Origin of the sequence: Desulfosarcina ovata subsp. ovata (genome assembly GCF_009689005.1) — a bacterium.
In the GTDB taxonomy this organism is placed as follows: Bacteria; Desulfobacterota; Desulfobacteria; order Desulfobacterales; family Desulfosarcinaceae; genus Desulfosarcina; species Desulfosarcina ovata.
Genome location: NZ_AP021879.1, coordinates 1921604 through 1945239, shown reverse-complemented (window position 1 = coordinate 1945239; position 23636 = coordinate 1921604). Strand labels below are relative to the sequence as shown.

Genomic DNA, 23636 nt, shown 5'->3' with positions numbered 1-23636 from the left:
GCATTTAAGTGGGCTTCGCCAAAAAACCAATTTTTAACTCAAAAGACAATAGCACACGGATTTTCAGGATAAACACGGAAAAAAACTTGTTTTTTAACTCAGCGAAGCTGATTCTATGTTCACCTTATCTGTGTCCACCCGCGTTCATCCGTGTCCTAAAATCATTATATCCAATGAAACCCTTGACACCAGCGGAAAAAGAAAAAATCATATCCCAGTTGTTCTGGGACACAGCTTTCAATCCTGTTGATGCAGAGTCGTTGATTAACGCACACCTCCAAAGCCTTAATGATATCCACTCCCAACAATTCCATGTAATCCGCGTTCATCCGTGTCCTACTAAAAAATTCTGCGTTCTCCGCGTCTCGAACGAAGTGGGTGGTGAATAACCAGCTTAACCAAGCCAACAAATACAACCAATTCAACTGGCCAGGCAATGAGCCATCTTGACCAAAATTCGCGTAACGAACCATTCGACATATCCGTATGGCAACGCACAAATGAAAAAAAACGCCAGGAAAGAGAATGGCAACGGTTGAAAGTCTATGATCGTACTTGGGAAGCAATTGATCGATTAAAAGAACGATACCCATTCGATGCGGTCTATTTTTTCGGTTCTTTGACCAAACCGTATAAGTTTTTTGGTAGTTCGGATATCGATATCGGAATCGAAGGCTTGAACAAATACCTGCACTATCGGTTTATCTCCGATCTAACCGGATTGTTGAAGAGAGAGATCGATGTCGTCAGGCTGGAAGATTGCCCTTTCGCGGGAACGATCAGAAAGTGGGGAGTTCAATGGAAGAGACGAAAATAGCGCTGTTCCTGGCCGATTTCGATCATCAAGTTGCCCAGATCAACAACATATACGAACGTCTCGAAATTAAGTCGAAAGCCCTGTCGAAGAATAAAGTAGCATCGGAAACCGTGGAGAGCGCAGGGTATTGGCTGCACAATTTATATTGCGCCTATGAAGACCTGTTCAAAATTGTTTCATCTTTTTGGGAAAACAACATCCGTGACGACGGAAGTTTTCATCAGTCATTGATCCGGAGGATGCTGCTAAATATCGAAGGCGTCAGGCCTTCGTTGCTTTCTGAAAAGGCTTTTACGCACCTGGATGAACTTCGAAGTTTCCGGCATGTGTTCCGGCACGCATACAGCTATGGGCTTGATGATGAACGTGTGATTCATCTTATAAACCGTATTTTGAATAATAAGAACATCCCTCTCGTGGAAATTCAACGGTTTAAAGAGAAAGTGACAACACTGATAGCTTTGAGGGAAGATAGTCCGTAGTCGTTGGAGAGTCAGCAGTCCGCGACTCACAACAAACATTGTGGTGCCATTTTGGTAACATAATTTGCAGCCGTTCACAAATGCAACCAATCAGATAAACCAACGAGCCTCATTTATGCAAATTCATCTTATCGCTGCAGCCAGGCCCAATTTTATGAAAATCGCTCCGCTTTACCATGCTTTAAAAAAAGAAGATTGGGCTGAACCTGTTATCGTGCATACGGGTCAGCATTACGACCTCAATATGTCCGATGCCTTCTTCACCGACTTGAAACTGCCTGCTCCTCACATCCACCTCGGCGTCGGCAGCGGAAGCCATGCCGAACAGACCGGTAAGGTGATGATCGCCTATGAAAAAATCATCTACGAAAAGCAGCCGGATCTGGTTGTCGTCGTCGGCGACGTCAATTCAACCCTCGCCTGCACAATTGCTGCAATTAAAGTCAACTATCCAATTCAAAATTCAAAATTAAAAATTCAAAATTGCGGCCGACCCGTGGTCGCACATTTAGAGGCTGGCTTGCGTTCATTCGATCGAACCATGCCCGAAGAGATCAATCGCATAGCCACCGACGCACTTGCGGATTTTTTATGGACGCCATCTCCGGACGGTGATGCAAACCTGGTCAAAGAAGGTGTAGACAAAGGAAAGATTGAGCGCGTCGGAAATATCATGATCGACTCGTTGGAAATGATGCGCGACACGATCGAGGACGAAAATACTCACCTTGAGTTTGGACTGAATAAAAATGAATTCGGCGTCGTGACCTTCCATCGTCCGGCGAATGTAGACAACGTTGAGATTTTATCCTCACTATGCACATCGCTTATTTCGATTTCCAAAATGATTCCTCTGGTCTTTCCCGTTCATCCACGCACAAGGAAGAATCTTGAGGAATACGGCCTGATGCCGAATCTTGCTGAATGCGGCAGCATAATTTTGACTGAACCGCTAAACTATATCCGCTTCATGAGTTTGGTTTTCAATTGCCGTTTGGCCATAACGGATTCCGGCGGCATCCAGGAAGAGACGACCTATCTTGGCATTCCATGCCTGACCATGCGGCCCAACACCGAACGGCCGGTTACCGTCACCGAGGGAACGAATCGCCTGTGCAGCCATACTGAAATCGAATCAATGGCATTAGACTCGCTAAAAATAGATCGAATCCAAAGAACGCCACCAGACTTGTGGGACGGCCAGACCGCTCATCGGATTGTTGAGTCCTTAAAGCACTTCAGAAGCAGGCAATAGCCGATGGAATGGTGAGGAGCAGGCTAAGAGGCTCGGGGATTTTATTAATCAGCTGTCCGTGTCCTATAAAGAAGGAGAATCCAAAAATGAAGTTGAAAATTGTTTTAGAGCCCAGTGATGAAAGGGGCTATACTGTTTACGTACCTAGCCTACCTGGGTGTATTAGCGAGGGGGAAAATAAACAAGAAGCGCTTGCAAATATAAAAGAAGCCATTGAACTCTATCTTGAACCGGTTGCTGACGATTTTGTATCATCTGCTGGTGCCGAAATAACGGAAATCGCTGTATGACCAAAGTGCCTGTCCTCGGGTATCGAAGGGTAATCAAAGCGTTGCAAAGAGACGGATGGGTCATTGTCCGACAGAAGGGCAGCCACATAAGGTCCACGCTTTCGCATATTCTAAAACAAGCGCGCCTCACCGTTGATCAATTTATAAACCTGATTTGATTCTGAATCTTAAAATCTCTGCTTATAGCGTTAAGTCCTGTGTCTTATAACGAAACGAGCGGTAAGAAACCAATTCAAAATTAATAACTTCTCCGTGTCTATCCACGTTCATTCGTGTCCTCAAATAACAGTACACAGATTTTCACAGATACACGCAGATACAGAAAAAAATATCACCGCAGAGTCGCAACGAACGCAAAGAAAAGAAATAGGGTTGGCTTCACAGACGCTTTTTTCGTTCCCGTCAGGGAAATCAAACCACTTCGCGGACTTTGCGTCTCAAGCGAAGCGGGCGGTGAAAGAAAAATGCTAAATGATGAATTATTAATTTTGAATTGAGGTTTTTAATTCGCTTATAATTCAAAATTCAAAACTAAAAATTTATAATTGCTGTTTCTCGCAGAGTCGCAGAGCTCACAGAGGGTCAGGTGGGTTGGCTTCGCCCAATGCACACAAATAGGATAAAGATGACTGTTTCCTATTATGTTTGATTTCCCCCTCAGAAATCAAACTCACTCCGCGCCTCCGTGTGCTCTAACTGAGGTGGTACAGTCCTTTAAAGCGGTGAAGCAATAAAACCAAGTCAACCAATGAAAATCACCCATCTCGGCGCCGAAACCTGCGTCACCGGTTCCTGCCACCTGCTACAGGCCAATGGCCTGAACATCATGGTGGATTGCGGCATGGCCCAAGGCAGCGATCCGTCCAATGCCATGGAAAACTGGCCGATCAAGCCAACCGAGATCGATTATCTGTTTCTCACGCATGCCCATATCGATCACATTGGTCGAGTACCCGAATTGATCCAAAACGGCTTCAAGGGCGAAATCATCTGCTCACACCCCACCAAAGCACTGCTGGTTCCCATGCTTGGGGATGCCATGAAATTTGCCGACATCCCTAAAGACGATGTTCGCACTGTCAAGAAGGCGATTGACGACCTCTCCTGGGGATTTGAGTGCGGCGAACCGTTCGATTTACAAAAAGGGATATCCTTCAAACTGAAGCGGGCAGGACACATCCTGGGATCCTGCTTCATCCGTTTCGAAGATAAAGAGACCGGTTATTCTGTACTTTTCTCCGGTGATCTTGGCGCCAAAGACACACCGATCCTGGTCGATCCGGAGCCTCCCGATCCTGCCGATCTGGTTGTGATGGAATCCACCTACGGCGACCGGCTGCACGACGATCGGACGAAGCGTATCAACCGGTTGGGGCAGGTCTTGACCCGTTCATTGTCGGACAATGGCAAAGTCTTCATCCCGGCTTTTTCTTTGGGCCGCATCCAGGAACTCATCTATGAAATGGATCGCCTTTTTTTGGATCCAGTATATAAAGAGATGTTCCCTGCACTTCAAGGCAACAAACGTCCACCGGTGTTCGTGGATTCCCCGCTCGGTCTTGAGATCACGAAAATCTATTCGAGCCTTTCCGAATACTGGGACAAGGAAGCCAGGAAGCTGCAACACAAAGGCGATCATCCCATCGATTTCAATGGGCTCTATGCGGTGGAAAACTACCGCGATCACCTGAAACTCTGCGATGCCAAGGGGCCTGCTATCATTCTTGCCGGCAGCGGCATGTGCACCGGCGGTAGGATTCTCGATCATTTGGCAAAAGGTATTGAGGACCCTAAAAACGACATCCTTTTTGTCGGCTATCAGGCCGCCGGAACCCCCGGCCGAATCATCCAGGACTATGCTGACAAGCCCGACGGCTACGTTTATTTTGACGATAGTCGCAAAACCATCAACGCCAAGGTCCACAACCTGACCGGTTATTCTGCCCATGCCGACCAAAAAGGCTTGGTCAATTGGATCGAATCCATGCATGAAAAGCCTGGTGCGATAAAATTGGTGCATGGGGAGGAGAGCGCGAGGAAGGTGCTGGGGGAGGTGTTGGAACAACTGGGGTACACGGTTCATTGAAATCAATGCCACAGACCCACACATAGAGACACAGACAAAAACAGACATCTCTCGCAGAGCCGCAGAGAACGTAGAGAGGTAAGAGAGGTCAATGTTTGGTTGGATGAGTCACGGGCGATCCCATTGAATCCTTTTTATAGTTCATAGACACAAATATTCTGATCTACAGCCTGGATGGCTCAGAACCCAAAAAACAAGAAGCTTGCCGTGAGTTGATAAGAGATCTGATACTATAGTGTTTAAGATAATGTTTTTGGCAAGGCCAGAGGAAGGAAGCTGTATAAATCATACCGCGACGACCGATAACGCAGCCCAAAAACATTATCTTGAATGCTATATTTACGCACTATCCGTGTTCATCCGTGTTCATCCGTGTGGATTTGATGATTATAATCGAAACCGATAAGCGTTTTTTTGATCGGTATGATGAATATGAAGAGATCCAACAGGTACTCGCGGACCGGTCCGTGGATATGCTGATATATCCCTCCGATGAATTGGAAAAGATTGCCCATCGGTTTTTCATCAAACGAATCATCGAAAAGGGTGAGGTCGTCTATGAGTGTTGAAAAGAAAAATTAAAAACACTGGAAAAATGTGCCGTTCAACTTGACCGATTCTACATTACAACACGGTATCCCAACGGACTCCCGGAATTGACACCTGAGGAAGCTTATCTGGAAGATGATGCCAAATTATGTATCGAAAATGCAGAAAAAATAATACAAGCAGTGAAAGCGATTATTGGTGTTTAGGAGAAGAAATATATTTTCGATGTTAGTTTGTTTTCCCTCGGCCCCTTGAACCCTTGATGCCTAATCGTCCTGGTCGTTCGATGTTCATTTTAAATTCTGACTTCTCCTGGCTTCTGTTTTTTCACGTCACCATGCATACGAATGTAGGCATCTTACATAAAACTGGATTCTTCAATACCAAAGATCTCCGCAAACTTTTTACGTGTTGCTTTTCTATACACTGCGTTTTCACGTTCCCATTTGGCGATGGTAGATTGCCTTACATTCATTCTGCGGGCAAGTTCAGCCTGCGTCCAACCTCTTTCAAGGCGTTCCCTTTTTACAGGGTTCAAAAAAATATAACCTTCGGCTTCCTCCCGGTCATAGACCGGCTCGGTCGCCGATGAACGGACCGCTTCAATGTCAGCATCGATTTCATATTTTTCCATTAAACGGTTGAACTCGTCTATTGGCAATACGATGAATTTAATTTTTCCATTTTCTTTAATGGTTTGGTATTCCATGATTTATCCTTTATAAATATCTCCACGTGGTCGTACCTTTACTATTTCAATGGTTAAGACATCATCATGCCGAGTGAATATGATACGATATTTTCCCACCCTGAGTCGCCAGCCGATCCGACCTTTTAACACCGCAGTGTCAAGGTCTGGATTATCCGGGTTTTCAGCCAGATCATGTAATTTTTCGACTATGGCAGTTTTTGATTTTAATGGGAGACGCGCAATATAATTTCTCGCGCTTCGCCTATATTTGAGTTTATACATTCATAAAATATAGCCCAAAAGGCTATATTTGTCAATGGCAGGAAAAGCACGAGCCAGGGCAATCGCATGTAAACAAAATATCGGGAACCATTGTCGCAGACTATGTCATTTCCTGCAGCAAAAGCTGTGAATTGACGCATTTGCAGGAAGCTGTAGGAGTGGTCCATGACCGCGAAAAAAGAAATCAAGCTACATGCGATTGCCCTGAAGAACGAGCAGAAAATATGCAACTATAGGGTAAAAGCAGGCTATAGGGGGGGGATATGTCATCAAACAAAAGATTATATCTTCAAACCATAAAGCGACACGAACAAAAAACAACAAAGCAAAATGGCTCCGCGTCTCCACCACACAGAATTTCTAAAGGGAAGAACCGATAGGCGTCAGGCGTCAGGCGGAGGATCGAAAGAGCGGATACAATTTACCGTTGGCTTCGCCAAGAAGGAGTTATAACCGGTAATATTCATTTGATTTCCCTCTCAGAAATCAAATCCCTCCGCGTCTCTGCGGCCTCGAGCGAAGCGGGCGAGAAACAAATTATCTCTCGCAGAGTCGCAGAGATCGCAGAGAGATCGTGTTTCAGAGGGCTTCTCCAAAAAACCAATTCTTAATGATGAATTATGAATTTTAAATGAAGGTGTCTAATTTGAATTGAGTTCAAAACTTAAAACTTAAAACTTAAAATTCAAAATTCAAAATTAATCAGCTTTCCGTGTTCATTCGTGTCCAACAAAAAACTACAAGGATTTCACAGACAACACCAATGTAAGATTCAATTATTGACGCTTTCTTACTTAGTGCTTAAAATAGCATTAACCCAGACCCAAAAGAAAACAGGCCTGAATAAATGGAACAAACAATGATTGGCCTCACGGAAAGCCGCAAAGTACGCAAAGGAAAGAACAGGATTTGGTTGGCTTCGCCAAAGTTTATTGCTTCCCGGCAGGGCAATTAAGACCCTCTGCGACCTCAGCGTCTCAAGCGAAAGCGGGCGGTGAAAGAATTAGCCACCGACCCACACAGACAGACACAGATGATTTGGCTGACAGATCAAATAGGTCATGTGCGATAGGCATAGATTGGAAGCTTTGAATAGCGGAAGCATCACAGATAAATCTTGTCAATCCTGTCAGAAAAATGAGACAATAATCACATGAAATTTAGTGAACTCGTCAAATTACTTGAGAAAAACGGATTCAAAATATTGAAAGAAAAAGGGTCCATTCGATATTATAGTAAATCAAAGTGTGATCGATTGATTCGCATTGACTATCACGGTACAAAAGAAGTTCCAACTGGTACCTGCCATTCTATTTTAAAAGCTGCCGGTATTAAGAAACGATAGGGAGGTATATAAGATGATTGACTTACCTTATTCCTTAATTATTGAGGCAACGGAAGAACCTGATTATTTTGGTTTTTATTCACCTGATCTTGAGGGGTTTTCAGGAATTGGTCACTCCGTTGAGGATTGCATATACAAGGCAAAATGGGGAATGAGAGAACATGTAATATTGTTAAAAATGCAGAACCTTTCAGTCCCTCCGCAAAATCCTGATCCAAAAATAATTATTGAAAACGAAAAACAGGATGCTGCTTAAGTAAACCGGTGTGTAAGAGCCTGTTTGAGAAGTCTGGATCAGGCTCGATAACAAGACGGAAAGTGGCTCAAAAGCGGAGCATATAGGTAATATGTGAGCATTTTGAGACACTTTCCAACGCCGTTAGCGGGCCTTAGACGGATTTATCAAACAGGCTCTAAGAGGGGATCGGATATGTCATCAAACAAAAAATTGTATTTATATGAAGCGCTGGAACTTCGGGGCGAATATGACGGCCGGATTAAGACCTTGAAGGATTGCCTTCCGGAATCCAAGCAAAACCGTGACCGCTTTGGATTTCGCCGGGACGAAGGGGAGAAACGGCGTCACACCCAGCCCTGATTTCGATGTGGCGGATGCAAGGAAACAACTGGCTGCATTCGAGTTCAAGCGCCGAAAAATCAACAGCGCGATCCAAAAAGCGAACTTTAATTATCTGTAAACTTCAAACCATAAAGCGACATGAACAAAAAACAAAAAAGCAAAATGGCTCCGCGTCTCCATCACACAGAATCTCTAAATGATGTCAAGGAAGTCCACATTTTCCGCCGTGGTGATGAAATTGTTTTAAAACGCAAACCACAGAACCTGGCAAAGGTGTTTGAATTGTTGACTGAAATTTCAGACGATTTCATGGCGGATGGCCGTTGTCAACCATCAATGCAAGAGCGTGAATCATTATGATCTTCATGCTTTAAGTTTGAAACTGATATTGGTTACCAACAACCAGCGGGAATTCAGCCGAGTCAAAAGGTTAAAAATCGAGAATTGGGTTGCAGAGGGTGAATCGGTATAAAGATCAGCTACATCAGCTTCTTTCTATCGTTTCCAGCGTTTCCCGCGATTCTCGCTGAACAGTTTTTAAACCCAATAAACTCAACGAACATTGAATAGCCTCACGCAAAGCCGCAAAGAAAAACAGCATCCAGTTGACTTTGTCAACATTTTCTTCTTCCCGTCAGGGAAAGCCTAAACCTCCGTGAACTCCGCGTCTCAAGCGAAGCGGGCGGTGAGATAATCAGCGAAGCTGAACCTTTGACACCTTATCCGCGTTCATCCGTGTCCTATCAAAAGTTTTTCCAGCCGTAGGCTGAATAAAAATCTGTCTGTGTGTGTCCGTGGCAAAAAAAAGTTGGCCACCGACACACACAGACGAACACAGACCAAAATCAATCTCGCAGAGATGCAGAGAAGGTCAGGAAAAAAATCGTACGCGGATTTTCGCGGATACACACGGATGGTTTTTCAATTTTGAATGTTGTAGATCCTTTAAATCGGTAAAGTTGACAAGGCGCGGGCGACCTGTGGCTGTATTGCTGTCGATCAAGGAATACGAAAAATTATTGCATCAAAATATTGGATTTTGGAACGCTTTAATCAATTTCCGCAAACAGACAGGGGAACTGGAAATTTCAGATAGCGATTTTGAAGGTCTGAGGGATCGGTCTCCCGGAAGGACGGTTGATGCGTTTTGATCAAATATCTTTTGGATACTAACGTTATTTCTGAAGCAGTTAAACCGGTGCCTAATCAAAACGTGATGGCAATAGCCTCACGCAAAGCCGCAAAGAAAAACAGTAAACCGTTGGCTTCGCCAAAATTTATTTACGACCGATCCGTGTTCATCCGCGTCCCATAAAAAGCTTTTCCAGCCGTAGGCTGCCGATAAACCTGTCCGTGTTAGTCCGCGTGTGTCTGTGGCAAAAAAATAAAGCCGATCGCCTCTGGCCCATAGCCAATTATCAAACTCAACCAACGAACGGGCTATGGAACCTAGGCGGCGGAGCCAGCTATTTTCGTTTGGCTGCCAACCTATAAATTTCCTTATCTCTTCGGGGGCCGACAGCCAGAACATATACAACGATACATTGTTCCTGAACTTGATAAACAACGCGATAATCACCAACGCGCAGTTTTCTAAAGTCAGCCAGATTTCCTGACAATGAGGCGCCAAATTGCAGTGGCTGCAAAGACAGTTTTGTGTCTATCGCCTTGATGATGCGACGTGCAGCAGACGGTCCAATGATTTCAAGATCATCTTCAACGTCATGATGATAAATGATTTTCCATGTCATGCGCCGAATTTTCCCTTCATATAATCATGGGACAAGGCTTTCTTTGGATCAAAGCTATCCAGACGGGCAAGTGCAAGAGCCGTGAGTCTGAGGTCTTCCATTTCCTGTTGCATTGCCTCGTAGCATTCCATGGAAAGAAGCACCGCTTTCGGAGCATTGTTTTTTAGTACGATTACTTTATCTTTGTCCCCATTTGCGAGGGTGTCTAAGGTGGCGGATGTTTTTTTGGAAAGAGTGGTTGCTGAAATATAGTCCGAAGATTGCATGATGTGTTACCTTTCAGAATTTCCTTCGTATCCATCCATAAATGGCCAATTTGCCCGATATCGTCGTTGCTCGACAAATTTAATCCTCGGAATATCAACCATATGCCTCCGGTAAAATTGTTCGGGCGCCTTGATCTTGACCAAATTTGCCTATTTCTGGACGAGCACTAGTTAACGAATTTAATAATTATAATTACAATAGTCTGATTATATTGAATTGTCAATCAGCATTATATGGGAATAATTATAAGCATAATTTTCCATAATTCCAAAATTAACCACAGATTAATCAACCCCTAACATACAACAATCAACAAACAAGGTCATCACCGCAGAGTCGCAGAGAAAAGATCAAGATTTTGTTGGCTTTGCCAAAGTTTTCTTCTTCCCGTCAGGGAAAGCCCAAACCTCAGCGAACTCCGCGTCTCGAGCGAAAGCGGGCGGTGAAAATTAGCCACCGACCCACACAGACGAACACAGACAAGAATCAATCTCGCAGAGATGAAGAGAAGGTCAGAAAAAAAACAAATCGGACACGGATTTACACAGATACACGCGGATAAAGATAGCCTTTTCAAATCAGCAAAGCTGAAAACGTTTACGCCCGATCCGTGTTCATCCGCATCTATCCGTGTCCCATAAAAAAACTAATTGTACGCGGATTTTCGCGGATGCATGCGGATAAAGAAATTATAGTTTTAAATTCAGCGAAGCTGATAAAGTTTACGCTCTATCTTCGTTAATCCGCGTTCATCCGTGTCCCATAAAATAAACAGTACACGGATTTGCACAGATTGCCACGGATTCAAGGACAGCAACGGTTATGACCTGCGGTCAGATAAATTACGTGTTGTAGTTTTTCCTCAGCGATAGCTGACTATATTCACGCCCTATCTGTGTCCACCCACGTTCATCCGTACTATTTGTATTTATTAAGGGTTTGCATTGGGAGAAAAAGGAAAAGAGGATTCCCTTGAAGGGAAATAAAACCAAATTGCTCATAGTATTCTTTTGCGTGACCATCTTTGGCATCAACAAACAAGCCAATAATTCCGACATTTTCTGAAATCAGGATGACTTTTTCAACTGCGCTACCGATCAGATAATGACCAAACTTTTTGTGCTGGTGTTTTATCGAAACAGCAAGTCTTGCCAGTTTGACTGCAGGGACTTGATCTGGGTATTTTTTAGCAATTTCTTTTGGCAAATAGTCTGTTTCAATTTCACATATCGACAAGGTATAAAAACCAAGGATAACTCTTGGATTATCACCATTTACGAGCACAAATGTACGAGACATTCCTTTTGAAATATGCTGTCTCGCTGTTCTTTGTAGGTAAAAGTTTAAGGCTGGATTTCCGCAATCAAATTGAGCTCTTTCATGCGATTTATCCAAAAGCTTGATCTTTAGCATTACAGATCCTGTTTGCACCTTTTTATTGCATTAGCTAATTTTGTATTCTTCTTTGGTGGATTTTCTATTATTTCAAACAGATGATCTGCGGATTGTCTATTCAACTTGATTTTGTTTTCATGCTCAATTATTGCATGTGCTTTTTCCAGAGCTGCTTGAACCAAAAATTGATTCAAAGTAGCCCCTGAGATTTCAGATGCTTCTGTTAACGTGCTATAAACACTTGGCGTTACCCTAGCTGAGACACGAGAGGTTTTAGCTTCTGCTTTCATTTTGGATTCCTTTTTAAATTATTTTTTTTAAGCTTTATTGTTACTATACGATTGTGGTGCCATTTTGGCAACATTATTTGTAACCGCTCACACAGGAAGCGACCTGGTAAAGGTAAGCGGCGTATTGGACCTTGATTTTAAAATTAAAAACTAAGAATTCAAAATTAGATCTGTGTATGCCCAGGAGGTAATAATGGGAAGAAAATTAGACCGAATTACTGTCGATTCAGCGGTGATGAATGGTCAACCCTGTATTCGAGAGCTCAGATTGACAGTCCGAAGGGTTGTCGAAGCTGTTGCTTTATACCCTGACAGAGCGGAACTCTTTACCGAATATCCTGAGCTTGACGATGAAGACATCCGTCAGGCGCTTGAATTTGCCGCAAGAAATCTTGATAGTCAAACAATTCCACTGGCGGCAGCTTAATCCGCATCGCTGAAAAGGTCGGGAAAAAAATAAATCGTACGCGGATTTTCGCGGATACACGCAGATCAAGCCTTGTTTTTTATCAGCGAAGCTGATCGTTTACACCCAATCCGTGTCCATCCGCGTTCATCCGTGTCCCATAAATATGAAACATCAAGCGCTCACCGAAGAGATCATCAAAGTTTTTTACCGGGTCTACAATGCGTTGGGACAAGGAAGTCGGCCTTCTGATTAACTTTGGGCCAAAACCGGAATTGACTCGGAAAGTGTTCAGTAACAGCAAAAAGTAATCGGACACGGATTTACACAGATACACGCGGATCAAATTTTATTTTTTATCAGCGAAGCTGACCCTTTCATGCCCTTATCCGTGTTCATCCGCGTTCATCCGTGTCCCATAAATATGAAACATCAAGCGCTCACCGAAGAGATCATCAAAGTTTTTTACCGGGTCTACAATGCGTTGGGACAAGGAAGTCGGCCTTCTGATTAACTTTGGGCCAAAACCGGAATTGACTCGGAAAGTGTTCAGTAACAGCAAAAAGTAATCGGACACGGATTTACACAGATACACGCGGATCAAATTTTATTTTTTATCAGCGAAGCTGACCCTTTCATGCCCTTATCCGTGTTCATCCGCGTTCATCCGTGTCCCATAAATATGAAACATCAAGCGCTCACCGAAGAGATCATCAAAGTTTTTTACCGGGTCTACAATGCGTTGGGACAAGGAAGTCGGCCTTCTGATTAACTTTGGGCCAAAACCGGAATTGACTCGGAAAGTGTTCAGTAACAGCAAAAAGTAATAGGACACGGATTTACACAGATACACGCGGATCAAATTTTATTTTTTATCAGCGAAGCTGACCCTTTCATGCCTTTATCCGTGTTCATCCGTGTCCCATAAATATGAAACATCAAGCGCTCACCGAAGAGATCATCAAAGTTTTTTACCGGGTCTACAATGCGTTGGGACAAGGAAGTCGGCCTTCTGATTAACTTTGGGCCAAAACCGGAATTGACTCGGAAAGTGTTCAGTAACAGCAAAAAGTAATAGGACACGGATTTACACAGATACACGCGGATCAAATTTTATTTTTTATCAGCGAAGCTGACCCTTTCATGCCTTTATCCGTGTTCATCCGCGTTCATCCGTGTCCCATAAATATGAAACATCAAGCGCTCACCGAAGAGATCATCAAAGTTTTTTACCGGGTCTACAATGCGTTGGGATAAGGAAGTCGGCCTTCTGATTAACTTTGGGCCAAAACCGGAATTGACCCGGAAAGTGTTCAGTAACAGCAAAAAGTAATAGGACACGGATTTACACAGATACACGCGGATCAAATTTTATTTTTTATCAGCGAAGCTGACCCTTTCATGCCTTTATCCGTGTTCATCCGCGTTCATCCGTGTCCCATAAATATGAAACATCAAGCGCTCACCGAAGAGATCATCAAAGTTTTTTACCGGGTCTACAATGCGTTGGGATATGGATTTCTGGAAAAAGTATACGAGAATGCAATGATGATCGAATTTAAGAAGGAGGGCCTTTCTGCGTTACAGCAGTCACCCATCGATGTAATCTATTCTGACCAGATTGTTGGACAATATTTCGCAGACCTGATCGTTGATGGGAAAGTGATCGTTGAAATCAAGGCAAAGAAACACCTTGGGACAGAAGATGAAGCACAGTTGCTTAATTACCTGAAAGCCACGGACAAGGAAGTCGGCCTTCTGATTAACTTTGGGCCAAAACCGGAATTGACTCGGAAAGTGTTCAGTAACAGCAAAAAGTAATCGGACACGGATTTACACAAATACACGCGGATCAAGATCAAGCCTTGTTTTTTTATCAGCGAAGCTGACCCTTTCATGCCCTTATCCGTGTTCATCCGCGTTTATCCGTGTCCCATTAAAAGCTTTTTCAGCCGTAGGCTGTTTTGAAAACGGTCCGTGTGTGTCAGTGTGTGTCCGTGGCAAAAAATTAAAGCCAATAGCCTCCGGCCCATAGCCACTTAATAAACCCAACAAACACAAGCAACTCAATGAACATTGAATAGCCTCACGCAAAGTCGCAAAGAACGCAAAGAAAAACAGTATACAGTTGGCTTCGCCGACGTTTCTTTTTTCCGTCAGGGAAAGCCCAAACCTCAGCGCCCTCCGCGTCTCAAGCGAAGCGGGCGGTGAGATAATCAGCGAAGCTGAAAATTTAACGCCTTATCCGTGTTCATCAGCGTTCATCCGTGTTCCATAAAAACGTAATCGTACGCGGATTTACCCCGATAATAAAACTTGACATCAATTTAGTGACGGTTTATTTTTTGTTTAAAGGTTTAATTGTAACAGGAGGCGGGCATGCCTACGGTCATGAAAATCAGCCCCCAAGGGCAGATTCGGATTCCCAAAAAGGTGATGAACGACCTAAAAATTATTCCAGGCGATTACGTTGAGGTAGATGTCGAAAGTGGCCATGTCGTGTTAAGGCCACGCAAGCTCATCGATCCCTCCCAGGGATGGTACTGGACGGAGGATTGGCAAAAAAACGAGACAGAGGCCGAGAGAGAGATAGAGGCAGGCAGGTGTTCACCAGAGTTTCAAACCGCTGAAGAAGGCGTGAAGTGGCTGGACGAATAGGCACCTATCGTTTCAGTAACACTTTCAAGAAACAATATAAAAAGCTTCCCCAGGACATTCAAAATGCGTTCAAAGAGAAGTTGAATTTGTTTCTTGCGGACAGCCTTCACCCATCCCTCAGAATAAAAAGAATACAAGGTGTTCAAAATCGATGGGAAGGATCGGTTACCATGAAGTATCGATTCACGTTTCATTATGATGATGAAAAGACTGTTGTTTTTAGAACCATCGGTACCCATGACATTCTCATTCGAGACTCCCATAAAACCTAATTGTACACGGATTTACACAGATAAACGCGGATAAAGATTGTCTTTTAAAAACAGCGAAGCTGAAAACTTTAACCCCCGATCCGCGTTCATCCGCGTTCATCCGTGTCCTATAAAAACCTAATCGTACGCGGATTTACACAGATGCACGCGGATAAAGATTGTCTTTTAAATTCAGCTAAGCTGACCCTTTTACGCCTTATCCGTGTTCATCCGCGTTAATCCGTGTCCCATCAAAAGCTTTTCCAGCCGAAGGCTCTTTTAACCCTGTCCGTGTGAGTCCGTGGCAAAAAAAACAATGATCAGACATTCAAAATTACCAAAAGATATTTCGGATCGTATCAAGTCCGCCAGCCAGTATCTGGAAAAAAGAAAGGACGTAATTTTTGCATACTTGTTCGGCGGATTGGCGAAAAGCGATGCAAAGCCACTGAGCGATGTCGATATTGCTGTTTACCTTGATGAAGGCGTTGATTGCATCGATGCAAAACTGGATATCCTGGAGGATTTGACCGACATCTTGAATACCGATGAGATCGATTTGATCATATTGAACCAGTCATCGCTTCCGCTCAGTATGAATGTGATTAAGAACAATTGCTTGCTGGTAGACAAACAACCATTTGTAAGGCATGCGCATTCTTCGTTGATCATGCGAAAATATTTTGATTACCATCGATTGGAATCGACAATCCTAAAAAGGCGGTTTTATCATGGTTGATGAAACCCTCATTCTCCGAAAATTGAGTGAACTGGAAGAGTATACATTCCAAATGCAAGGTTTCCCTTTAGCTCCCTTGCCCCATAAAGTGTGATGTGATATATAGGACTATATATCACGATCGAACTCCAAGGGAGGTGCACATGGGAGGTCAAAGAATAATCATTACCATAGCGCCTGAAGATAAGATTTGGCTCGAAAGCTACAGCAAAGCACACAACATCTCCACAGCTGAGGCGGTCAGGCAGGGAATTCGCCGGTTAAAGCAATTAGCCGAAAAGGATACATACAAAACCCTCATTGCAACGACGCGGCATGTATGGCGTAAAGGGGATGGATTGAAATATCAAGAGAATCTACGATCGGAATGGCACGACAGATGATCGAACGGTTGCTCGATTCAGTGATAATCATCGACCACCTGAATGGTATTGATGCGGCCACACAATTTCTCTTGGGAATCAATCCAGAAAAGACATCGATTTCTGTTATTACGTGGGCGGAAATCCTGGTTGGTGTGGAAAAAGAAAAGCTGGATTTGGTGAAATCTTTTCTTAATCAATACAACATATTCAGCATCGATAAAGCGATTGCGGATCTCGCTGCGCAAATGCGCAGGGAGTATCGCTGGAAGTTGCCGGATGCATTTCAAGCGGCATTGTCAATAAACCATAATACTCTTTTAACAACCAGAAATACCAAAGATTTTGATCCTTCCAAGCATGCTTTTGTGGAAATCCCATATACGATTTGAACACGATTTCTCCGTCCCGAGCGTAAGCAGGCGAGATAAAAAAGTAGTCTCTCGCAGAGACGCAGAGTAGACAGAGAGAAAGCATTTAAGTGGGCTTCGCCAAAAAACCAATTCTTAACTCGAAAGACAATAGCACACGGATCTTCACAGATAAACACTGATAAAGCAGTTGAATTTTTCAACTCAACGAAGTTGAGAAACTGAATACCAAATCCGTGTTAATCCGCGTTCATCCGTGTCCCCAAAAAAAACAGTAATAGCACACGGTTTTTCACAGATACACGCGGATACAGCAAAAAATATCACCGCAGAGTCGCAACGAACGCAAAGAAAAGATATAGGGTTTGCTTCGCCGACGCTTTTTTCGTTCCCGTCAGGGAAATCAAACCACTTCGCAGACTTTGCATCTCAAGCGAAGCGGGCGGTGAAAGAAAAATTCTAAATGATGAATTATTAATTTTGATTTGAGGTTTTTAATTCGCTTATAATTCAAAATTCAAAATTCAAAACTAAAAATTTATAATTGCTGTTTCTCGCAGAGTCGCAGAGCACACACAGAGAATGAATAGGTAGTTAGGCTATGCCCATAGAAATCGGCTTTCATCCGTTTTAGATTGATTTCGTCCTTCAGGAATCAAACCCCTCCGCGTCTTTGTGTACTCGAGCGAAGCGGGCGAGAAACAAATTATCTCTCGCAGAGTCGCAGAGATCACAGAGAGAAAGATCAGGATTTAACGGGCTGCGCCCGAAAGATCTAAAAGCAGATAGAAAACCGTATCGTTTGATTTCGCCCTTCAGAAATCAATCCCCTCCGCGTCTCTGTGGCCTCGAGCGAAGCGGGCGAGAAACAAATTATCTCTCACAGAGCCGCAGAGCCCACAGAGAGACCAGATATGGTTGGCTTCGCCAAAAAACAATAAAATCGATAGAACTACCTATTCTATTTGATTTCCCCCTCAGGAATCAAACCCACTCTGCGCCTCCGCGTACTCGAACGAAGTGGGCGAGAGAAAAAGATAAAATCGACACCCATCCATCATAGGAAATCTAATTCTCTGAGAACTCAGCGTCTCAAGCGAAAGCGGGCGGTGAAAGAATTAGCCACCGACCCACACAGACAGACACAGATGATTTGGCTGACAGATCAAATAGGTCATGGGCGATAGGCATAGATTGGAAGCTTTGAATAGCGGAAGCATCACAGATAAATCTTGTCAATTCTGTCAGAAAAATGAGACAACAATCACATGAAATTTAGTAACACAACGAACCCATGTAACCCAGGCACCGAATCATCGGTACTCATGATATACTCAATCGAGAGTCCCATAAAAATAAATAAATTCACCGCTTGGTCTTGAAATAACGAAAATTTATTCAAACCTTTCCGAATACTGGGACAAAGAAGCCAAGGAAATTCACCGCAAAGGCGATCATCCCATCGACTTCAATGGCCTATACGCCGTGGAAAACCATCACAACCATTTAAAACTCTGCGATGCCAGCGGACCGGCGATCATCCTTGCCGGCAGCGGCATGTGCACCGGCGGCAGGATCGTCGATCATCTGGCAAAAGGGATAGAGGATTCAACAAACGACATCCTTTTCGTCGGCTACCAAGCCGCCGGCACACCCGGCCGGGCCATTCAGGATTATGCCGACAAGCCAGGCGGTTACGTCTACCTCGACGACGACCGCAAAACCATCAACGCCAAGGTTCATACACTGACCGGCTACTCTGCCCACGCCGACCAGAAAGGCCTTGTCGACTGGATTGCATCCATACCCGAAAAACCCGGTGCCATCAAATTGGTGCATGTGGAGGGCAGCGCGCGGTCGACGCTGAAGGACGTGTTGGAAAAACGAGGCCACACCGTTCAATAGACCATAATTGGACGCGGATTTTCACAGATAAACGCGGATAGAGCAGTTTTCGTTTCCTATTCAGATAGGTCAGAGGCAATAGGCTATGGTAGGCTATGGGCGATTGCAATCTTCCGCGTCCTTTGCGCCTCTAACGGAGTGGGCGGTGAACCAATTAAACCGATTGAGCTGACCCAACCAACAGGTATTTAAGTGAATCAATAGATGGCCTCATTCGAAAAATTGAAACAACGGTGGTCGAACGAAAAATCGGAACAAGAAGCCCGAGCCGCTGAATTCAAGAGACAACTGCAGGAAAAAGGCACTCCGGTTTTCAAGAAATACAACCTCCAAACGGTTTATATATTCGGCTCAGTGGCTGCGGGCAGAATCCGACAGGACTCCGATGTTGATCTTTATGTATCGTCTCTGCCTGCAGATAAATACTGGAATTTTCGACATGAGCTGGAAGAGGCGGTGCAATTGCCCATCGATCTGTACACTGACAGCGACGACTGCACGTTTATCAGAAAAATTGTAGAACGCGGAGAGAAAGTGTATGGCGTATAACATCCAATTGTTGAAAGCCGACATCGCCGATGAACTGGTAAAAATAGAGATGGTCGTCAAGGAATTCAACGATGTCAAAAAAAAGATCGAACTCCCACCGGAGAAGGTCCCCAATTACGACCGCGGTGCCGTCGGATACTTGCTGCACAATTTTTACAATGGCTGTGAAAATATCTTTCGATCCATTGCACGTTTTTTTGAAAATGACCTTGGACAGTCGACTTGGCATAAAGACTTGCTGAAACGGATGAAAATGGAAATATCCGGCTACCGGCCGAGGGTCATTGACGACGAATTGTATGCACGCTTGGATGATTTCCGAGCTTTCCGCCATAAATTCCGACACGCATACGCATTTGAATTGGATTGGGAAAGGGAACAGATCGTAGCCAGAAAATTGCTGCCCACCAGTAAAATGCTGAAAAAGCAGATTAACCATTTTTTGGATCAAATAACTGAGATAGATTTTTGATTTTGCCTCGGTCCGTGTAGGTTTGTGTGCGTCTGTGGCAATAAAGAATAGATATTTTTGGGTCTGTGTATGCCCGTGGCAAAATAAAATCTCTGTGAACTTTGCGCCTCAAGCGAAGCGGGCGGTGAAAAAGAAGTTTTAAATAAGGCGGTGAAAGAACAATTCTGAATGATGAAATCTTAATTTCCAATGAAGGTTAAGGATCAGGAGTCAGAATCCAGAAGCCAGAAGTTGGGAAATAGAAGCTGTCAGTTTGAACAATAACAACAAGCGACCCACAACCCACAACAAACAAATTGTAAATTCAAAACTAAAAATTCAAAATTATTTACACTGTGAGCGAAAAGAAAAACATAAAAAGAAGATAGTTAGGGGATGTAGAAATTTCAGATAGCGATTTCGAGAGTTTGAGGGATCAGTCCGCCGGAAGGACGGTTGATGCGTTTTGATCAAATATCTTTTGGATACCAACGTTATATCAGAAGCCCGAAGTGGGCGATGAACCAAAAAAATGATCAGACAGTCCAAATTACCAAAAGATATTTCGAAGCGTATCAAGTCCGCCAGCCAGTACTTGGAAGAAAGAAAAGACGTAATTTTTGCATAGTAGACAAACAACCATTTATAAGGCATGCGCATTCTTCGTTGATCATGCGAAAATATTTTGATTACCATCGATTGGAATCGGCAATCCTAAAAAGGCGGTTTTATCATGGTTGATGAAACCCTCATTCTCCGAAAATTGAGTGAACTGGAAGAGTATACATCCCAAATCCAAGGTTTCCGGTCGATATCGGTAGAAGACTACAAAAGCGATTGGAAAAGCCAGCGAATAATCGAAAGAACCTTACAAATGATGATCGAAACCTGTGTGGATATTGCAGGACATATCATCTCTGACCAAAAATATAGAATCCCGGAAAGCTATGCGGACGCATTTATCGCTCTTAAGGAAAATGGAATCCTTGGTACCAATATTTGCCGGACCATGGAACAAATTGCCAAGTTCCGAAATGTCATTGTCCATCATTATGATCGGGTAGATGCAGAAATCGTTGTTGGTATACTTCGTAAACGGCTTGAAGACTTCGACAGGTACAAAGATACGATCGTCGATTGGTTGAAAAATAGAAAGGTATAGCTGATAGGCTCTGGGCTATAGCCAATAGGCGGTTGGACATTGGAATGGTGTGATGTCTAAGGGGTTTAAAGAACTGGTTGTCTGGCAGAAATCGCGCGATCTGGCAATCAACATTTATGAGATTACCAAACATGGAAATTTTCGAAAGGATTATGGACTGGCTGACCAAATCAGGCGCTCATCGGTGAGTGTTCCGAGTAATATCGCAGAGGGAGATGAACGGGATACTGACAAAGATGCTGTAAGATTCCTGTACATAGCAAAGGGTTCACTCGCAGAACTGAGAACACAATTGGAAATCGCAACTCAGATTGGTTATGTGGATGATGACGATTTTAAAAGTCTTGATCAACAGGCAATTACCATAGGAAAAATGCTTGGCGGTCTAATCAAGGCACGTTCAAAAAAATAGAAAAATGAGGTGGGTAAAACGGCTTTTTTCCTATCGCCAATAGCCCATAGCCCCTCGCCTAAACTACTACGGAGATTCCCCCATGCTAAAAAAACTCAATACATATACAGTCCTTGCGATCACAGCCACCAACCCACAACAGACAAATTCAAAATTCGAAATTAAGAATTCAAAATTAATCAGTTGTCCATGTGGGTCCGTGGCAATCAATGTAGGTCGTAGATGGTAGGTGGAAGGTTGGAGATCGAACGTTCTGCAGAATTTCACAGCCCACCACAATCAACCAACAACTCACGATATAAACTTTGCGCCTCGAGCGTAGCGGGCGGTGAAAGGAAAATGAAAAAAATGAACATATTGAAATTCAACGGATCAAAAAGCTCTTATTGACGGTTTTTAAGAAAAGCAAAACAAGAAAAGCCTATCTTTTTGGTTCCTTTTCCAAAGGACGCAGACCCGGAAAAGCGATGTGGATTTGATGATCATCACCGAAACCAATAAGCGCTTTTTTGATCGATATAACGATTATGAAGAGATTCAACAGGTACTCACGGGTCGTTCCGTGGACATGCTGATATATACGTCCGATGAATTGGAAAAGATTGCCCACCGGTTTTTCATCAAACAAATAATTGAAAAGGGTGAGGTTATCTATGAGTGTTGAAAAGACAATTTAAAGCGCTGGAAAAATGCGCTGTTTCAACTTGACCGATTCTACATCACAACACGGTATCCCAACGGACTCCCGGAATTGACACCTGAGGAAGCTTATTTGGAAGAAGATGCTGTTAAATGCATTGAAAATGCCAGAAAAATTATGGATGTGGTCAGATCACTTTTTGTATAGCTCAAAGCAGAATATGGAAAATTTGGTTGGTTTGATTCGTTAAATTGTACACGGATTTTCAGGATAAACACGGATAAAGATTTTCAGGTGTTATTTCAGCGCAGCTGATTAAATTTTGCCCTATCCGTGTTCATCTGCGTTCATCCGTGTCCCCAAATAATAATACACAGATTTAACATCAAAAATATCACCGCAGAGCCGCAGAGTACGCAAAAAAAAGAAATAGGAAGTTGGTTTCGTCAAAGCTTTTTCGTTCCCGTTAGGGAAATCAAACCACTTCGCGGACTTTGCGTCTCAAGCGAAGCGGGCGGTGAGAAACCAATTCAAAATTCAAAACTCAAAGCTCAAAATTTGAGAACAGTTGAGGTAACTTATGATTGAAAAGCACAAATTAATAATAGCGCTAATATGTTCGACTTTATTGATAACATTGTCCTGTTCTCAAGGGGGAGAAATGGAACAAAAAAAAGGGACCTATAAAAATTTGAATGACGTCCCGGATACAACATGGGATAAGCTTTCTAAAAAGAGCTTCTACTTTGGTCACCAGTCTGTCGGGTACAATATTCTTGACGGTGTTCGGGATATCATGAAGGATTATCCCGAAATTAAGCTGAAGATTGTTGAAAGTACAGACCCCGCTGAACTGACTTCAGGTGTCCTGGCCCACTCCCGAGTCGGCAAAAATACCCAACCCGAAACCAAAATTAACGATTTTTCGCGTTACATCGAAGGCGGTATCGGCAAAAAGGCCGATGCTGCTGCGTTGAAGTTCTGCTATGTGGATATCCTTGCCAACGCCGATCCCGAGAAACTGTTTGCTGAGTATGAAAGTGAGATTGAAAAAATACGCAACACCTTTCCCAATTTGACGATCATTCATTTTACCGCGCCTTTGACAACGCTTCAAACTGGCCCCAAAGCCTGGGTAAAGAAGATCATTGGTCGTTCCCTTGGTGGAGCGAAGGAAAATATAAACCGACACACATACAACGAATTACTGCGTGCCAAGTATCAAGGCAAGGAACCCATATTGGATATTGCGAAAATCGAATCCACCAATTCTGATGGTACCCGATACTCCTTCGAAGTCGATGGTAAAACATACTATTCATTGGTGCCCGAATACACCAGCGATGGCGGTCACCTCAATGAAATAGGACGTAAAAAAGTTGCCGAACAGCTGATCCTCCTCCTGGCAAATCTATAATAATCCAATGGCTATTGGATGCCGACCAAAGTAAATATTAAGCCTCTCGCAGAGCCCTAAAGCACACACACAGGTCGTGTTTCAGCAGACTTCACCCGAAGATCAAAAACAGATTCAATCCATTTTACGATTGGCCAACAAACCGCTTGGCCCACCAATCAATTTCAACAAAACCAAATGATTTTTTTTCCGGAGACGCAAAGCGAATCCGTTGATTAGCTCCATAGCCTGGT

At 43.5% G+C, this 23636-nt stretch carries 31 protein-coding genes and 2 pseudogenes; 27 read left to right on the top strand and 6 right to left on the bottom strand.

Going from position 1 to position 23636, the window contains the following annotated elements:
* Positions 1–436: 436 nt before the first annotated feature.
* The 8 genes from GN112_RS08900 (at position 437) to GN112_RS08865 (ending at position 5685) form a co-directional block, all read left to right on the top strand.
* Positions 437–817, top strand: coding sequence for a nucleotidyltransferase domain-containing protein (locus GN112_RS08900; protein ID WP_155309880.1), 381 nt, complete (start codon positions 437–439; stop codon positions 815–817).
* The gene (locus tag GN112_RS08895) at positions 799–1299 is read left to right on the top strand and encodes a ribonuclease toxin HepT-like protein (protein ID WP_155309879.1); all 501 of its coding nucleotides are present in this window, start codon (positions 799–801) and stop codon (positions 1297–1299) included. Before GN112_RS08900 ends, GN112_RS08895 begins: the two co-directional genes overlap by 19 nt.
* Before the next feature lie 115 nt (positions 1300–1414).
* Positions 1415–2554, top strand: coding sequence for a non-hydrolyzing UDP-N-acetylglucosamine 2-epimerase (wecB, locus tag GN112_RS08890; protein WP_155309878.1), 1140 nt, complete (start codon positions 1415–1417; stop codon positions 2552–2554).
* Positions 2555–2640: 86 nt separating this feature from the next.
* Entirely contained in the window at positions 2641–2844 is a 204-nt protein-coding gene (locus GN112_RS08885) for a type II toxin-antitoxin system HicB family antitoxin (RefSeq protein WP_155309877.1), read from the top strand.
* Complete coding sequence (locus GN112_RS35215; RefSeq protein WP_155309876.1) at positions 2841–3002, top strand: type II toxin-antitoxin system HicA family toxin; 162 nt, start codon at positions 2841–2843, stop codon at positions 3000–3002. Before GN112_RS08885 ends, GN112_RS35215 begins: the two co-directional genes overlap by 4 nt.
* 590 nt (positions 3003–3592) lie before the next feature.
* On the top strand, positions 3593–4930 hold the full coding sequence (locus GN112_RS08875; protein WP_155309875.1) for an MBL fold metallo-hydrolase: 1338 nt from the start codon (positions 3593–3595) through the stop codon (positions 4928–4930).
* A gap of 383 nt (positions 4931–5313) precedes the next feature.
* Positions 5314–5499: a hypothetical protein gene (locus GN112_RS08870; RefSeq protein ID WP_155309874.1), complete on the top strand. Its 186-nt coding sequence runs from the start codon at positions 5314–5316 to the stop codon at positions 5497–5499.
* 18 nt (positions 5500–5517) lie between these two features.
* Positions 5518–5685: a HEPN domain-containing protein gene (locus tag GN112_RS08865; RefSeq protein WP_155309873.1), complete on the top strand. Its 168-nt coding sequence runs from the start codon at positions 5518–5520 to the stop codon at positions 5683–5685.
* 152 nt (positions 5686–5837) lie between these two features.
* Here the strand turns inward: GN112_RS08865 and GN112_RS08860 are convergent, their stop codons facing one another.
* A complete protein-coding gene (locus GN112_RS08860) occupies positions 5838–6188 on the bottom strand; it encodes a helix-turn-helix domain-containing protein (RefSeq protein ID WP_155309872.1) in 351 nt (116 codons plus the stop codon).
* A gap of 3 nt (positions 6189–6191) precedes the next feature.
* Positions 6192–6452: a type II toxin-antitoxin system RelE family toxin gene (locus tag GN112_RS35210; protein ID WP_155309871.1), complete on the bottom strand. Its 261-nt coding sequence runs from the start codon at positions 6450–6452 to the stop codon at positions 6192–6194.
* 165 nt (positions 6453–6617) lie between these two features.
* Between GN112_RS35210 and GN112_RS34815 the strand changes: the two genes are divergently transcribed.
* The 6 genes from GN112_RS34815 to GN112_RS35205 all read left to right on the top strand — a co-directional run bounded on the left by GN112_RS34815 (position 6618) and on the right by GN112_RS35205 (position 9528).
* Positions 6618–6752, top strand: coding sequence for a hypothetical protein (locus tag GN112_RS34815; RefSeq protein WP_269434898.1), 135 nt, complete (start codon positions 6618–6620; stop codon positions 6750–6752).
* Positions 6753–7605: 853 nt separating this feature from the next.
* Entirely contained in the window at positions 7606–7797 is a 192-nt protein-coding gene (locus GN112_RS08850; RefSeq protein WP_155309870.1) for a type II toxin-antitoxin system HicA family toxin, read from the top strand.
* Between the two features lie 13 nt (positions 7798–7810).
* Positions 7811–8053 (top strand): type II toxin-antitoxin system HicB family antitoxin, encoded by a 243-nt coding sequence (locus GN112_RS08845; protein WP_155309869.1) that lies wholly within the window; start codon positions 7811–7813, stop codon positions 8051–8053.
* Positions 8054–8227: 174 nt separating this feature from the next.
* Positions 8228–8395 (top strand): hypothetical protein, encoded by a 168-nt coding sequence (locus GN112_RS08840; RefSeq protein ID WP_155309868.1) that lies wholly within the window; start codon positions 8228–8230, stop codon positions 8393–8395.
* 120 nt (positions 8396–8515) lie between these two features.
* Positions 8516–8737 (top strand): antitoxin, encoded by a 222-nt coding sequence (locus GN112_RS08835; RefSeq protein WP_155309867.1) that lies wholly within the window; start codon positions 8516–8518, stop codon positions 8735–8737.
* A gap of 428 nt (positions 8738–9165) precedes the next feature.
* Positions 9166–9528 (top strand): type II toxin-antitoxin system prevent-host-death family antitoxin, encoded by a 363-nt coding sequence (locus GN112_RS35205; protein ID WP_414736119.1) that lies wholly within the window; start codon positions 9166–9168, stop codon positions 9526–9528.
* A gap of 315 nt (positions 9529–9843) precedes the next feature.
* Here GN112_RS35205 and GN112_RS08825 read toward each other — a convergent pair whose 3' ends face one another.
* The 4 genes from GN112_RS08825 to GN112_RS08810 all read right to left on the bottom strand — a co-directional run bounded on the left by GN112_RS08825 (position 9844) and on the right by GN112_RS08810 (position 12080).
* Positions 9844–10128: a type II toxin-antitoxin system RelE family toxin gene (locus tag GN112_RS08825; protein ID WP_155309866.1), complete on the bottom strand. Its 285-nt coding sequence runs from the start codon at positions 10126–10128 to the stop codon at positions 9844–9846.
* Positions 10125–10394 carry a type II toxin-antitoxin system Phd/YefM family antitoxin gene (locus tag GN112_RS08820; RefSeq protein ID WP_155309865.1) on the bottom strand — a complete coding sequence of 90 codons (270 nt, stop codon included), beginning with the start codon at positions 10392–10394 and terminating at the stop codon, positions 10125–10127. The genes GN112_RS08825 and GN112_RS08820 overlap by 4 nt, the downstream gene beginning before the upstream one ends.
* 919 nt (positions 10395–11313) lie before the next feature.
* The gene (locus GN112_RS08815; protein WP_155309864.1) at positions 11314–11808 is read right to left on the bottom strand and encodes a GNAT family N-acetyltransferase; all 495 of its coding nucleotides are present in this window, start codon (positions 11806–11808) and stop codon (positions 11314–11316) included.
* Complete coding sequence (locus GN112_RS08810) at positions 11808–12080, bottom strand: type II toxin-antitoxin system TacA family antitoxin (protein WP_155309863.1); 273 nt, start codon at positions 12078–12080, stop codon at positions 11808–11810. The genes GN112_RS08815 and GN112_RS08810 overlap by 1 nt, the downstream gene beginning before the upstream one ends.
* Positions 12081–12273: 193 nt before the next feature.
* Here GN112_RS08810 and GN112_RS08805 point away from each other — a divergent pair, with 193 nt between their 5' ends.
* The 13 genes and pseudogenes from GN112_RS08805 to GN112_RS08745 all read left to right on the top strand — a co-directional run bounded on the left by GN112_RS08805 (position 12274) and on the right by GN112_RS08745 (position 23403).
* Entirely contained in the window at positions 12274–12507 is a 234-nt protein-coding gene (locus GN112_RS08805; protein ID WP_155309862.1) for a DUF433 domain-containing protein, read from the top strand.
* 1380 nt (positions 12508–13887) lie between these two features.
* Positions 13888–14307, top strand: coding sequence for a GxxExxY protein (locus GN112_RS08800; RefSeq protein WP_197743297.1), 420 nt, complete (start codon positions 13888–13890; stop codon positions 14305–14307).
* Between the two features lie 558 nt (positions 14308–14865).
* A complete protein-coding gene (locus GN112_RS08795) occupies positions 14866–15144 on the top strand; it encodes an AbrB/MazE/SpoVT family DNA-binding domain-containing protein (protein ID WP_155309861.1) in 279 nt (92 codons plus the stop codon).
* Positions 15145–15696: 552 nt separating this feature from the next.
* Complete coding sequence (gene mntA, locus GN112_RS08790; protein ID WP_155309860.1) at positions 15697–16134, top strand: type VII toxin-antitoxin system MntA family adenylyltransferase antitoxin; 438 nt, start codon at positions 15697–15699, stop codon at positions 16132–16134.
* Between the two features lie 367 nt (positions 16135–16501).
* The gene (locus tag GN112_RS08785; protein WP_197743296.1) at positions 16502–16888 is read left to right on the top strand and encodes a PIN domain-containing protein; all 387 of its coding nucleotides are present in this window, start codon (positions 16502–16504) and stop codon (positions 16886–16888) included.
* Between the two features lie 1338 nt (positions 16889–18226).
* The gene (locus GN112_RS08780; RefSeq protein ID WP_155309859.1) at positions 18227–18772 is read left to right on the top strand and encodes an MBL fold metallo-hydrolase RNA specificity domain-containing protein; all 546 of its coding nucleotides are present in this window, start codon (positions 18227–18229) and stop codon (positions 18770–18772) included.
* A gap of 204 nt (positions 18773–18976) precedes the next feature.
* Complete coding sequence (locus GN112_RS08775; protein WP_155309858.1) at positions 18977–19321, top strand: nucleotidyltransferase family protein; 345 nt, start codon at positions 18977–18979, stop codon at positions 19319–19321.
* Positions 19311–19793: a ribonuclease toxin HepT-like protein gene (locus GN112_RS08770; protein ID WP_155309857.1), complete on the top strand. Its 483-nt coding sequence runs from the start codon at positions 19311–19313 to the stop codon at positions 19791–19793. The genes GN112_RS08775 and GN112_RS08770 overlap by 11 nt, the downstream gene beginning before the upstream one ends.
* Positions 19794–20505: 712 nt before the next feature.
* Positions 20506–20934: a type VII toxin-antitoxin system HepT family RNase toxin gene (hepT, locus tag GN112_RS08765; RefSeq protein WP_155309856.1), complete on the top strand. Its 429-nt coding sequence runs from the start codon at positions 20506–20508 to the stop codon at positions 20932–20934.
* A gap of 52 nt (positions 20935–20986) precedes the next feature.
* Positions 20987–21346 carry a four helix bundle protein gene (locus tag GN112_RS08760; RefSeq protein ID WP_155309855.1) on the top strand — a complete coding sequence of 120 codons (360 nt, stop codon included), beginning with the start codon at positions 20987–20989 and terminating at the stop codon, positions 21344–21346.
* Positions 21347–21800: 454 nt separating this feature from the next.
* Positions 21801–22010 (top strand): annotated as a pseudogene (locus GN112_RS08755) (nucleotidyltransferase domain-containing protein); the annotation flags it as partial.
* A 21-nt stretch (positions 22011–22031) separates the two neighbouring features.
* Positions 22032–22193: pseudogene (locus GN112_RS35200) on the top strand (HEPN domain-containing protein); the annotation flags it as partial.
* Positions 22194–22647: 454 nt separating this feature from the next.
* Positions 22648–23403, top strand: coding sequence for an SGNH/GDSL hydrolase family protein (locus tag GN112_RS08745; RefSeq protein ID WP_155309853.1), 756 nt, complete (start codon positions 22648–22650; stop codon positions 23401–23403).
* Positions 23404–23636 lie beyond the last annotated feature (233 nt).

Coding starts and splice junctions, on each gene's coding strand:
- GN112_RS35215 (WP_155309876.1), top strand. CDS start 2,841: ATGACCAAAGTGCCTGTCCTCGGGTATCGAAGGGTAATCAAAGCGTTG.
- GN112_RS08760 (WP_155309855.1), top strand. CDS start 20,987: ATGTCTAAGGGGTTTAAAGAACTGGTTGTCTGGCAGAAATCGCGCGAT.
- GN112_RS08775 (WP_155309858.1), top strand. CDS start 18,977: ATGGCCTCATTCGAAAAATTGAAACAACGGTGGTCGAACGAAAAATCG.
- GN112_RS08875 (WP_155309875.1), top strand. CDS start 3,593: ATGAAAATCACCCATCTCGGCGCCGAAACCTGCGTCACCGGTTCCTGC.
- GN112_RS08850 (WP_155309870.1), top strand. CDS start 7,606: ATGAAATTTAGTGAACTCGTCAAATTACTTGAGAAAAACGGATTCAAA.
- GN112_RS08745 (WP_155309853.1), top strand. CDS start 22,648: ATGGAACAAAAAAAAGGGACCTATAAAAATTTGAATGACGTCCCGGAT.
- GN112_RS08795 (WP_155309861.1), top strand. CDS start 14,866: ATGCCTACGGTCATGAAAATCAGCCCCCAAGGGCAGATTCGGATTCCC.
- GN112_RS08815 (WP_155309864.1), bottom strand. CDS start 11,808: ATGCTAAAGATCAAGCTTTTGGATAAATCGCATGAAAGAGCTCAATTT.
- hepT (WP_155309856.1), top strand. CDS start 20,506: ATGGTTGATGAAACCCTCATTCTCCGAAAATTGAGTGAACTGGAAGAG.
- wecB (WP_155309878.1), top strand. CDS start 1,415: ATGCAAATTCATCTTATCGCTGCAGCCAGGCCCAATTTTATGAAAATC.
- GN112_RS08860 (WP_155309872.1), bottom strand. CDS start 6,188: ATGGAATACCAAACCATTAAAGAAAATGGAAAAATTAAATTCATCGTA.
- GN112_RS08885 (WP_155309877.1), top strand. CDS start 2,641: ATGAAGTTGAAAATTGTTTTAGAGCCCAGTGATGAAAGGGGCTATACT.
- GN112_RS08810 (WP_155309863.1), bottom strand. CDS start 12,080: ATGAAAGCAGAAGCTAAAACCTCTCGTGTCTCAGCTAGGGTAACGCCA.
- GN112_RS08800 (WP_197743297.1), top strand. CDS start 13,888: ATGCCTTTATCCGTGTTCATCCGCGTTCATCCGTGTCCCATAAATATG.
- GN112_RS08820 (WP_155309865.1), bottom strand. CDS start 10,394: ATGCAATCTTCGGACTATATTTCAGCAACCACTCTTTCCAAAAAAACA.
- GN112_RS08840 (WP_155309868.1), top strand. CDS start 8,228: ATGTCATCAAACAAAAAATTGTATTTATATGAAGCGCTGGAACTTCGG.
- GN112_RS08785 (WP_197743296.1), top strand. CDS start 16,502: ATGGCACGACAGATGATCGAACGGTTGCTCGATTCAGTGATAATCATC.
- GN112_RS08895 (WP_155309879.1), top strand. CDS start 799: ATGGAAGAGACGAAAATAGCGCTGTTCCTGGCCGATTTCGATCATCAA.
- GN112_RS08825 (WP_155309866.1), bottom strand. CDS start 10,128: ATGACATGGAAAATCATTTATCATCATGACGTTGAAGATGATCTTGAA.
- GN112_RS34815 (WP_269434898.1), top strand. CDS start 6,618: ATGACCGCGAAAAAAGAAATCAAGCTACATGCGATTGCCCTGAAGAAC.
- GN112_RS08805 (WP_155309862.1), top strand. CDS start 12,274: ATGGGAAGAAAATTAGACCGAATTACTGTCGATTCAGCGGTGATGAAT.
- GN112_RS08770 (WP_155309857.1), top strand. CDS start 19,311: ATGGCGTATAACATCCAATTGTTGAAAGCCGACATCGCCGATGAACTG.
- GN112_RS08870 (WP_155309874.1), top strand. CDS start 5,314: ATGATTATAATCGAAACCGATAAGCGTTTTTTTGATCGGTATGATGAA.
- GN112_RS08835 (WP_155309867.1), top strand. CDS start 8,516: ATGAACAAAAAACAAAAAAGCAAAATGGCTCCGCGTCTCCATCACACA.
- GN112_RS35210 (WP_155309871.1), bottom strand. CDS start 6,452: ATGTATAAACTCAAATATAGGCGAAGCGCGAGAAATTATATTGCGCGT.
- GN112_RS08900 (WP_155309880.1), top strand. CDS start 437: ATGAGCCATCTTGACCAAAATTCGCGTAACGAACCATTCGACATATCC.
- GN112_RS08845 (WP_155309869.1), top strand. CDS start 7,811: ATGATTGACTTACCTTATTCCTTAATTATTGAGGCAACGGAAGAACCT.